The sequence below is a fragment of the Psychrobacter sp. genome (genome assembly GCF_036731945.1).
Lineage (GTDB): Bacteria > Pseudomonadota > Gammaproteobacteria > Pseudomonadales > Moraxellaceae > Psychrobacter.
Genome location: NZ_DAINDI010000056.1, coordinates 9,507 through 20,902, shown reverse-complemented (window position 1 = coordinate 20,902; position 11,396 = coordinate 9,507). Strand labels below are relative to the sequence as shown.

General features: G+C 44.1%; 10 protein-coding genes, 1 tRNA gene and 1 pseudogene. 5 read left to right on the top strand and 7 right to left on the bottom strand.

The genetic code is table 11. From position 1 onward, the window contains the following. Positions 1-108: 108 nt before the first annotated feature. Positions 109-834, bottom strand: a complete 726-nt coding sequence (gene pyrH, locus V7D75_RS11140) for a UMP kinase (RefSeq protein ID WP_068404576.1) — start codon at positions 832-834, stop codon at positions 109-111. A gap of 205 nt (positions 835-1,039) precedes the next feature. After that, entirely contained in the window at positions 1,040-2,440 is a 1,401-nt protein-coding gene (gene rimO, locus V7D75_RS11135; protein WP_442968957.1) for a 30S ribosomal protein S12 methylthiotransferase RimO, read from the bottom strand. Positions 2,441-2,555: 115 nt separating this feature from the next. Between rimO and V7D75_RS11130 the strand changes: the two genes are divergently transcribed. From V7D75_RS11130 to V7D75_RS11115, 4 genes are all read left to right on the top strand, one after another. After that, positions 2,556-2,759, top strand: a complete 204-nt coding sequence (locus tag V7D75_RS11130) for a hypothetical protein (RefSeq protein WP_296190907.1) — start codon at positions 2,556-2,558, stop codon at positions 2,757-2,759. 38 nt (positions 2,760-2,797) lie between these two features. Then, a complete protein-coding gene (locus V7D75_RS11125) occupies positions 2,798-4,147 on the top strand; it encodes a two-component system sensor histidine kinase NtrB (protein WP_333614611.1) in 1,350 nt (449 codons plus the stop codon). Between the two features lie 53 nt (positions 4,148-4,200). Continuing rightward, positions 4,201-5,916 (top strand): sigma 54-interacting transcriptional regulator, encoded by a 1,716-nt coding sequence (locus V7D75_RS11120; protein ID WP_333614610.1) that lies wholly within the window; start codon positions 4,201-4,203, stop codon positions 5,914-5,916. 213 nt (positions 5,917-6,129) lie between these two features. Continuing rightward, positions 6,130-6,214, top strand: a tRNA-Leu gene (locus V7D75_RS11115). A gap of 82 nt (positions 6,215-6,296) precedes the next feature. Here V7D75_RS11115 and V7D75_RS11110 read toward each other — a convergent pair. Continuing rightward, positions 6,297-7,319, bottom strand: a complete 1,023-nt coding sequence (locus V7D75_RS11110; protein ID WP_333614609.1) for a protein kinase domain-containing protein — start codon at positions 7,317-7,319, stop codon at positions 6,297-6,299. A gap of 96 nt (positions 7,320-7,415) precedes the next feature. Between V7D75_RS11110 and V7D75_RS11105 the strand changes: the two genes are divergently transcribed. Continuing rightward, entirely contained in the window at positions 7,416-8,381 is a 966-nt protein-coding gene (locus V7D75_RS11105) for an ATP-binding protein (protein WP_333614608.1), read from the top strand. A 17-nt stretch (positions 8,382-8,398) separates the two neighbouring features. Here V7D75_RS11105 and V7D75_RS11100 read toward each other — a convergent pair whose 3' ends face one another. From V7D75_RS11100 to V7D75_RS11085, 4 genes and pseudogenes are all read right to left on the bottom strand, one after another. Beyond that, positions 8,399-9,517, bottom strand: a complete 1,119-nt coding sequence (locus tag V7D75_RS11100) for a ribonuclease Z (protein ID WP_333614607.1) — start codon at positions 9,515-9,517, stop codon at positions 8,399-8,401. A gap of 85 nt (positions 9,518-9,602) precedes the next feature. Continuing rightward, positions 9,603-9,872, bottom strand: a complete 270-nt coding sequence (locus V7D75_RS11095) for a hypothetical protein (RefSeq protein ID WP_333614606.1) — start codon at positions 9,870-9,872, stop codon at positions 9,603-9,605. Between the two features lie 92 nt (positions 9,873-9,964). Then, positions 9,965-10,633: a glutathione S-transferase gene (locus tag V7D75_RS11090; protein WP_286796227.1), complete on the bottom strand. Its 669-nt coding sequence runs from the start codon at positions 10,631-10,633 to the stop codon at positions 9,965-9,967. Positions 10,634-10,873: 240 nt separating this feature from the next. After that, positions 10,874-11,396: pseudogene (locus V7D75_RS11085) on the bottom strand (EamA family transporter RarD); the annotation flags it as partial.

The window sequence follows — 11,396 nt, the reverse complement described above, 5'->3', positions numbered from 1 at the left end:
GTTAGGTATAAAGCTGTTAGGTATAAATCTTATGCAACGATTGATGCTTACAACATCAATGATCTTTATTCATATAATCATTTAGTCATCTATAAAATAAGTGAGCGTTTAATGATAAACGCGCGTGCCTTCATTTTCGCCCATAATGACGTTTAATAACGCATTAGGCTTGGTCATATCAAATACTTGTAGCGGGACGTTGTGCTCACGGCATAAAGCAATCGCTGTTAAATCCATGACGCCAAGTTTTTGCTCGAGCACTTCATCAAAGGTTAAGCCGTCATATTTTTTGGCATCAGCATGGAGGCTTGGATCTTTATCGTAAACGCCATCTACTTTGGTGGCTTTTAAAATTAAGCCCGCTTCGATTTCGATACCACGCAGGCAAGCGGCGGTATCAGTGGTAAAGAACGGATTGCCCGTGCCCGCGACAAAAATACACACTTCGCCATTTTTAAGATAACGAATGGCATTACGGCTACTATAGCTTTCAGTGACTTCGCCAATTGGCAGTGCTGACATCAAACGCGTTTTAATATTACGGCGCTCAAGGGCATCACGCATGGCCAAACCATTCATCACAGTGGCTAGCATACCCATTTGATCACCAGTGACACGGCCGACCAAGCCTTCTTGTTGCAACTGGGCACCGCGATACAAGTTACCACCGCCGACGACGATACCGACTTGCACCCCAAGTCCGCGTAAGTGGGCGATAGACAAGCTCATCTTATCGAGCACTTCGGTATCAATCCCCATCTCTTTGCCACCAGCTAAGGCTTCGCCAGAAAGTTTTAGCAAGATACGAGAGTAACGCGGGTTTTTGTCAGACATGAGGTCACCTTGTTAACATGAAATTATAATGAAAGTAAGCGGTAAAACACAAATTGCATTGGACTTTTACTTACCCTTTCAAATTATCCTAAATGGCATAATGGCGCCAAAAACAATGTCAAATAGGTAAAAAGCCAAATTGCGCTAATTGTAGCAAAAACTGCCCACGATTGGGCAACTTTCACTCGGTTATCGTTGTGGCTCTCTAACCTTTATAACTGGCAAACAAATCATATTCGCTGGCGTCATCGATCGTGACGGTTAGGAATTGTCCAACTTTGACTTGCGCAGTGATATCATCGACGTAAACGTGACCGTCAATCTCAGGCGCATCAGCATAACTACGACAAATCGCGATGCCTTCTTCTTCATCAATCTCATCGACCAATACCATCAAGGTTTTACCGACTTTTTCTTGCAGCTTTTGTGCCGAAATCTCTTGTTGTAGTGTCATCAAACGCTCATAGCGTTCTTGCTTAATGTTTTCAGGTACATGATTTGGCAAATCATTGGCGACCGCACCTTCGACTTCTGAATACGTAAAAGCACCGACGCGATCAAGGCGCGCCTCGACCAGCCAATCAAGCAAGCACTGAAAATCTTCTTCAGTCTCGCCTGGGAAACCAACGACGAAGGTTGAACGAATAACAATATCAGGGCAAATCTCACGCCACACTTTGATACGCGCCAAAGTATTTTCGCTATGCGCCGGACGTTTCATCGCTTTTAAAATACTGTGGCTAGCATGTTGGAATGGAATATCAAGATAAGGCAGTAGTTTTTTCTCGCCCATCAGCTCAACCACTTTATCGACATGCGGATAAGGATAAACATAGTGCAGGCGTACCCAAATACCCAAATCATTTAACGCTTGGCATAAGTCATAAAATTTCGACTTTAGCGGCATGCCATTCCAAAAGCTGGTTTTATATTTTAAATCCAGCCCATAAGCAGACGTATCTTGTGAGATAATCAGCAGCTCTTTCACGCCAGCGTTTTTCAGCGCCATTGCTTCATTCATCACGCTATCAATCGGCCGCGAAACCAAATCGCCGCGCAAGCTTGGAATGATGCAAAAAGTACAGCGATGGTTGCAGCCTTCTGATATTTTAAGGTACGCATAATGACTGGGGGTTAATTTTATCCCCGCCTCATTAATCAAATCTATTTTTGGATCATAGTTGCTATCCATATCGCGCTTAGGTTTGGGCACATGCTGCGAGACGGCAGTAATTACCTCATCATAAGCATGCGCACCGGTGACCGATAGCACAGCTGGGTGCATGGCACGGATTTTATCAGCCTCTTTACCCAAGCAGCCGGTGACAATCACTTTGCCGTTTTTACTAATCGCTTCCCCGATGGCATCCAAGGATTCTTGCACGGCCGACTCAATAAAACCGCAAGTATTGACCACAACCAAGTCTGCGCCTTCATAATCGCTGGCAACTTGATAGCCGTCACGACTAAGCTCGGTGATAATGCGCTCACTATCGACCAGTGCCTTTGGACAGCCAAGCGATACAAAGCCAATCTTTGGCGCAGCGTTCACGGGCGCGTCAATCGTCGCTGAATTGGCTAACGTCACATCGCTACTTTGCTCAATACTACGGTTTTGATTGTGGTTGGCCTTATGGTGGTAAGGCTGGTTAGTGTTTGCTTGACTGACATCTGCCTAACTGCTTTCTCGCGCTATATTTGGCTTTGCAGGATTAAAAATAGTGGCAGTGTTTTTTGGCATAGAAGCTGATGAGGCAGAAGCTGACGATGTAGAAACTGATGAGGTGGTAACAGTCGTATTAAGCGACTCGGTAGAAGTGTTGGGCATGGCTGACCTTGCTAGAGATAAATTGGCTGTGCGCATTGTACGTTTTTTTTGTGATAATCGCCAGTTTTGCCGCGCTAGTGTGTTGATTTATGGTTAAATATTATTCCCAGTATCGCTTAATTTTAGGCATTATCCATGACGGCTGATTTGTCCATTGCCAAACCTAACCCAGATTCGACGTTTATATTACAGCATTTATTTACCGCTATTTTATGCGTTGATGAAGCGCTGACTGTTACCTGGCTAAATGCGCAAGCCGAGCAGCTGCTTGCCGTTAGCAGCGGACGTTTGCGAGGCCAGTCAATCTTGACCCTGCTTGCGCCCGATGAATTCATGTTAAAAGACAGTTTTATTATTAATAATCGAGAAGATAAGACCTGCGCGTTGACGGAGCGCTTTAGTCAAGCAAAACACTATCAACAGCCGTTTATTGATCATGATCACCTTATACACACCCAGCTAAACGGCGGACTGACGTTATCTGTGGATTATAGCGTGACGCCCGTTATCGATGAGCAGCAGTCTTATTTTATTATAGAGATGTGGGGCAAAGACCGGCAAAGTCGTATTTCAGAAGAACAGCGCCAGCAGCAGCAATATAGCGTCGCACGTCATATGTTACGCTCGGTCGCCCATGAAATTAAAAATCCATTGGCAGGTATTCGCGGGGCGGCACAATTATTACAGCGGCAATTTATTAAGTTTAATGAATTTTCTGCTATTGTGAATGAAAATTTGAATGTAGCGGATGAAAATAACCTGAAAAAGAATGCGGCAAAGCTGCGGAGTTATACCGATATTATCATTTCAGAAACCGATCGTCTGACCCAGTTGATTGGGCAGCTTCTTGGCTCTCATCAATTGCCAAACTGGCAAATGCTCAATATCCATGAACCGCTAGAGCATGTTTTGGCTTTAATCATTCATCAATATCCAGACGTGGTGCTACAACGTGATTATGATTTATCGTTACCTGAGTTATGCGCGGATAAAGATCAATTAATCCAAGTGTTTTTAAACCTGATGAATAATGCTTGCGAATCGATGACTGAGTTTGAGCAAACACTGCAGCAGAAAGCTTCAACTATCTCTAGTCAACTATCATCAGATATTGCGCAGAAACACTCTGATATTAATGATAACTATCAACCTAAGCTGCATATCCAAACGCGGGTTGTTTTTCAGCATACCATCGGTAGCCTGCAGCACAAACAAGTCTTGCAAATCACCATTACCGATAACGGCTCGGGGATAGACGACGCATTAATCGGTCAGATATTTTTCCCGATGGTGACCAACCGCGCAGCTGGTACAGGTCTAGGTTTATCCATCGTCCAAGATATCATCAGCCGCCATCATGGTATGATTGACGTCATCTCAAAGCAAGCGCAAGGTTTTAGCGGCAGTTTTAAAAGTCATTATCAGCACAATCAAACCCGCTTTACCCTCTACCTGCCTTTTTCTCAGCCAAGCGCTGACCGTTAAGGCTAAGATTTTATATTCATTTTCCATTTCTCACTGCTTATTAGGCCAAACCCATGACTCAGTATAATGACACGAAATACCTTACAAGCAATGAGCAAATTCCTATGGTTACTGTGGGTAATAATCCTGCTGCTACTCCTGCGACGTTATGGCTTATCGATGATGATGCGGCGCTGCGCTTGATATTGGCAGATACCTTTGAAGAGGCAGGCTTAACGGTTATTAGCTTTACCCAAGCGCAAGCAGCGTGGACGCGCCTAAACGATATCTTGCAACAGCATGAAGCAGCCGACCAGCTACCAGATGTGATATTGACCGATATTCGTATGCCAATGATGGACGGTCTGTCATTTAGTGATTGGGTACATCAGCATTTTCCTACGCTACCGATTGTGATTATGACCGCGCATTCCGACCTGAGCTCTGCTATTAATAGCTATCAAACTGGCGCGTTTGAATATCTGCCTAAACCCTTTGATTTAGATGAAGCGGTTGCTACAATTTATAAAGCCATTAATTATCAGCCGAATTTAGTAATAGCAAGTCATGCAGATTATCCTGCCCACAAAGACAAGAAGAAAACTAACCAGAAAGACAGCAAGAAAACCAAAACGACCACCGAACTTAAATCTAAACCTAAACCTAAAAACCCAACAGGTAGCGATATCAATAACAATCCGAGCGGTATCATCGGTCAATCACAAGCGATGCAAACGGTATTTCGCGCGATTGGACGCTTGGCACACTCTCCTATTACCGTTTTAATTACTGGTGAATCAGGCACAGGTAAAGAGCTGGTGGCAGGCGCGCTTCATGCGCATTCTCCAAGGGCGCAGCAACCTTTTATCGCGTTGAATATGGCCGCTATTCCGCATGACTTGATTGAGTCTGAATTGTTTGGTCACGAAAAAGGCGCTTTTACTGGCGCAACGACGACGCGGCAAGGTCGGTTTGAGCAAGCGGACGGCGGCACGCTATTTTTAGACGAAATCGGCGATATGCCGTACAGTACCCAGACGCGACTGCTGCGCGTATTGGCCAACGGTGAGTTTTTTCGCGTCGGCGGACAGCAGCCGGTCAAAGTCAATGTACGCATCATTGCCGCTACCCACCAAAACTTAGAAGAATTGGTCAAACAAGGCAAATTTCGTGAAGATTTATTTTATCGCCTTAATGTGATTCGTATGCCCTTGCCGCCCTTACGGACGCGCCCTGAAGACATTCCTGCATTAGCAAACTACTTTATGCAGCGCGCCGCCAACCAATTAAATAGCGCCGAAAAGCAGCTGCATCCTACCACGCTTCAGATGATGCAATCTTTTGCGTGGCGCGGTAATGTCCGTCAACTTGAAAACGTTTGCCTTTGGCTGACGGTAATGACCACGGGCGACATCGTTATGATTGAGGATTTGCCGCCAGAGCTGCTAGACAATATTGCCCCTAATGTAGAGCAACAAAGCAATGCGGCATATCACGTGCATCAAAACTTGCAAAACAGCCAGAACAGTCAACTGACCCAAACGAATGATAAGCAAAGCTGGCAGCAAGCGTTGGCTATATGGGCGAAGCAATCTCTGCAAACGGGTGAAACCGATATTTTACAAACCGCAACGCCAGAGTTTGAACGTGTATTGCTTAAAGCTGCTCTCAATCATAGCGGCGGTAAAAAGATAGCCGCCGCCAACTTACTGGGTTGGGGGCGCAATACTTTGACCCGCAAATTACAGCAATTAGAGATGACAGCAGCAGAGAAAAATAATGATAATTAAAGCCATCAGTCGCTGAAATAAAAACCAGCAATATCAAATATTTATGAAATTTAGCAAAAATAATTGCTAAATAATTAAAAAAAATCGCAAATAGGGGTTGCCAAACGATTCAAACTCTATATAATAGCCAACCACTGAGACGCACTACCGAATCAGTTAACTATCTCGATGGCATTTGAATTTAACTGCCTTTGATGATAGAGTAACGAAAATGGGGCTGTGGCGAAATTGGTAGACGCACCAGATTTAGGTTCTGGCGCCGCAAGGTGTGAGAGTTCGAGTCTCTCCAGCCCCACCATTTTCGGATAGTACATCTTAGACCAAATATTAAAACCTGCTTTTTAGCAGGTTTTTTTGTGTCTAGCATTTAGCGTTCATGATTATAACCTTTCTAAATCCATCACGATTTCTTCCATACTTTGATAACGTTTTTCAATTCTCTTCGCCAACGCTTTATTGATGATACGTTGATAGCGACTATACTCTAACGGCAATGTTGCGATTGGCTGTTGGCAATGCTGAGTCGCCCATTCTCTTAACGGCGCACCACTCGGATTATCAATCTTAAACGGTCGCTCGCCTGCCAATATTTCATATAGCATTATCCCAAACGCATAAATATCACTTTGCAGCGTTGCGCCCTGTACTTGCCAGCGTTCAGGGGCAAGGTAAGCGGGCGTGCCAGCATTGTTTTCCGTACTATTTTTCTTATTTATTTGAGTAATACCATTATTAGTGGGTTCTGCCAAAGCAAAATCAGTCAATAATAAATTAGGTACGATACCGCCGATAGCCGTATGATTTGGTATGAAACCCTCTAGTAATAAGTTACTCGGCTTAATATCATTATGCAGCCAACCTATGTGATGCAAATTGGCAATAAGTTTTGCTGCTTGAATGATTAATTGCTGCTTTTGCTCGGCAGTCAGGCTTTGTTTCAAATAGCGCGCGACACTGCCGTTGGCATAATTTGGCATAACAAGAATGGTGAGTGTTTGACTGTTATTTAATACTTGTAGCTGTAAATGATGAGTGGCTAATAGCGGCGCAGCGATAGAAGAAAATCTACCCTGATGGTTCGAGAGATGATTGATAGTTTTTACAACCTCAGCTTCATAAGATAAATCAGATACGTTTCGATGAGCATCTGTACTTAATTGCCATTTCATCATGACCTCGCCAAACTGGGGATGTTTGGCGCGTGTTAAACCTTGATATTCAAGCGCATTAGTGACACCCTGCTGACTGATACGCTGATGTACTATCTTATTATACTGCAAGTCTAAAAATTCCGCCGTCAGCGCTGGCAGGATTTGCTGCATATCCGTTTGCAACGTTTGTTTTGCCAAGTCTTGCTTTGGCTTTGCTTGAATTGCAGCTTGATTACTGGCACTATTTTTCATGATAAGTGCTGCCTTGATGTATGTACTTGATATATGTAATAGGCAATCTGCCATTTTCATGATTATAAGTAACTAAATTATAAGCGACCCAGTATTATGCCCCAATCTACCACACCCGTTATGAATTATGCTCTACCCGACTATCTATTGGATTTGCTTGGCCAGTATTTGCAAGAGCAGGTCACCCCAACTATCGAGATTGATCCTGCCCAGCTGGCTTATCGCTGGGTTGGCGGTCAACAAGGGCACCTGGAGCCGTTGGCAGTGAATTTGTTTTTAAGTTTAGATGACTTGCATGGTATCGATACGCAGAAGGCAAAACTGGTACAAAATACGCGCCAGTTTTTAAAGGGCTATCCTGCCAATCACGTCCTGATGACAGGCACACGCGGCGCTGGCAAGTCATCACTGATTCGGGCACTGCTACAAGCCTATCATAGCGAAGGGCTACGTATTATCGAAATCGCTCGTGATGACCTGCGGATGCTTGATAAGATACGCGCTGCGATTAATGCGCTGCCGACGGACTGTGGTTGCCGTTATGTGGTGTACTGTGATGACTTGGCGTTTAACGGTCAAGATGAAAGTTACCGGACGCTAAAAAGTGTATTAGACGGCGCGCTAGACTCCGAGCAAGATAAGCTACTCGTCTATGCCACCAGTAACCGCCGTCATCTTTTGCCGCAGCTGATGAAAGACAATGTCAATATTTATAATGGTCAGACTGACGAGGTCAACCCTTATGAAACCATTGATGAAACGGTCTCGTTGTCTGATCGCTTTGGCTTATGGTTGTCCTTTCACCCGATGGATCAAAACACGTATTTACATATTGTGCGCCATTATTTATCACTTTCACCAAACCGCAATCTAGATAATGCGAATGACGTTAAAGAAAGTAATCATCATGAAGCGGAAAATAATACGCTACCTGATAACATCAGAACAGCAGCGTTACGCTGGGCATCAGAGCGTGGCGGCCGCTCGGGGCGTGTGGCATATCAATTTAGCCGCTACTGGATAGGACAGACACAATTGGCAGCTGAGGACAATCAGTCTTAAACACTGGCTACAAGTCATTAATGATGGTCGCGTGCAGAGCCTAGATACTGTACGCGACTCCCCTCTTCATCGCTTACTAAGTCAGCTGCGCCATTCACCATATATTGATCAAAGTCAGCGGCTAACCATAGATTACCTTGATAAGCACGTTGGGCATCCAAGCGGATATGCGCCATATTGGTTGTATCACTATGAGGATTATCAAAGCTTTGATAACGGGCGCTAAAATGGGTCAAAATTAAATTTTTAACGCTGTTCTCTTGAGCAAATTGACCGACCGATTGCGCGCTACTATGCATCGGATCAAAGTCTGGGTTTTTTGCCTGAATCTTATGTAACACCTCATGAGTATATGTGGCTTCGTGTACCAATAAATCGGCATCGACTACCGCAGCACTTAGGCACTCTGGCGTATCGTTATCGCCCGCCACCACAACCTTTGTGCGCTGACTATTATTATCGACGTAATCGGCTGAATAAAGCGTGCGTCCGTCTTCGGTCACAACATCTTTGCCTTGCTGCAAATTGCCCCACAGCGCGCTTGCTGGCATGCCATCGGCTATCAATTTATCGGTATTCAACGTACGGCGGCTGATAGTTTGGGTGATGGCAAAACCATAAGAGGCCACGCGATGCGATAAAGGATGAATATCTATCGTCAGCTGCTGCTGATTGTCTAGTGTAGTCGTTACTTGAGTTTTATTTCCCTCCTCTGATTCAGAGAGCAAATCTTCAATTGCCATAAAATTAATAACAAATGGAAAATATAGCTCTGTCGTCAAAGTTACCGCTTCAAGCAACGTAGCGATTGCTTTTGGCGCAACGATGATTAACGGCTCACGGCGACCTGACATTGCCGCACTCGCCAGCAGCCCTGGCAGACCATAACAATGGTCGCCATGCACATGAGTGATGCAAATGACTTGGAGCTGATGTAAAGATAACTTAGTATGTAAGAGCTGCTGCTGGGTGCCTTCGCCGCAGTCAACCAACACCCAAGGCCGCGATTTTTTAGATTGAGTCGCGTTTTGGGTGTTTGATGCATAGGGGTTAAGAGACTCAACAGCTAATGCGGTGACATTACGCTGCTTGGTCGGCACGCCCGCTGAGGTGCCCAGAAAGGTAAGCTTTAACATAGGCAAACTCTTTTATTTAAATACGTATTTTATAGCGACGTTTTTATAGCCATGTTTTTATAAAGACGACTTTATAAAGACGACTTTATAAAGACTGGCATAGCATGGTTCTTTGACCCTCAATCATTTGCCCACCATTGGCCGTACATTCATTGACCATATTGGATTCATAGGATTTCCAGCCACCATAAAAGCTCGCAAGACATAGAAGTACTACCAGCAGCTTTTGTGACCACGCTTTGATAGAGACTTGCTGGCTATTTTTATTTTCTTCAGCAGCATTTATAGTTGGTTCCGTAGTTAAGCTTGTATCAGCATTGCTATGCCGGTTGTTCGATTTATTGAGATCTGTCATTTTTTATCCTAAAAAAGGTTTTGTCTATAAATAAACAAAACCTTTATTTTAATATGAATTCAGTCATTTATTAATGATGAAATGTGCTGCATCTAAAATTTTAAACGTCCACCTTTTTCTTCTGCGCGTTTAAAGGCGTCGCGCTCTTCACAGCGTTTTAGCCAGTTTAAGATATTGGCGTATTTACTGCTATCTAAACCTGCTCCCGCATTGGCACCGACGACCGCAAGATGCATCTGTATATCAGCGGCACTGAACTCTGCGCCTGCAAACCAATGATTATCTTGCAGATGTTGCTCCATCATGGCCAGCATTGTATCCAAACTTTTGCTAATCATGCTTTTTTCCACCTGATTGCGAATGCTTTTGCTCACAGGTTTGATCAGCATCGGCGATTGCTCAACTACTTTGGTAAAGACCAGACGCATGACCAATGGCGGCATGAGTGATGCTTCTGCAAAATGTAGCCAAAACGTATAAGCATCCCATGCCGCTTCATTGTCATCAGCAGGCTTAAATTGATGTTCTTTATCATAATGCTTAAGCAAGTACTCAATGATAAATCCCGACTCGACGAGCGCACGGTCGTTTACCTCTAATATGGGCGCATGACCGAGCGGATGTACTTGTTTTAAGCTGTCTGGGGCGCGGTAAGCTTTATTACGCTCATAACAGGTTAATTTATAATCGAGTCCAAGCTCTTCTAATAGCCATAAAATACGAAACGAGCGTGAATTTGCTAAATGATGAAGATGTAACATAAACCATCCTAGTTATAATGTGAATAAGCGATAATTTTAAATAAGACATATATTAATAAGCTACGCCTGCCTTCAGACTTCATTTTTGTAACTCGTCAAGCATCATTGAGCAAGGCGACCTTATTGTCGATAATAGCGCAATTAATCGTCCTTTAATACAGAAACTATGTAGAGTAATAAGGAAAATATAATGAAAAACTATGCCTGCTAAGTTTAATTTATTTTCTTTGCAAGACAACCTTATTCGGCGTGTAGTTCTTCGATTTTGCGCGTCATCTTGTCAATTTTTTGCTGATATTTTCTAATTTTACGAAAGCGATGCGCAATCAAGACCCCTTTGATACGGCGATTTTTTAGGCGGCGGCGCGGCGGGAAGCTGCCGACTTGTGGCTCATTGTACGCTTGCAGGCGGTCATGACGCTTACGTGCCAAATAGCCAAGCGCACTATCAGCAATCATAATCAGCAGCGCGATGACAATCATGCCATACATAAACAGCGAGCCGCCGTCATTGATACTTTGGTGCAAAATAGTGATGGAAAAAATAAATAAAAATATCGGCTCAAGGTAGCATAAAGTACCAAATAGCGACACGGGTAGCTTTTGGCTGGCAACCATGGTCAGCGCCATCGCCGCCGTACTAATAATACCGAGTAGCGGCAATAGATACCAAAACTTATCGGTCGCGAACGCCAGCTCAAAACCACCGCTTAAGTATAATACCACCAACACCACCGGCGTTAATAACACCAAATCCGAGATA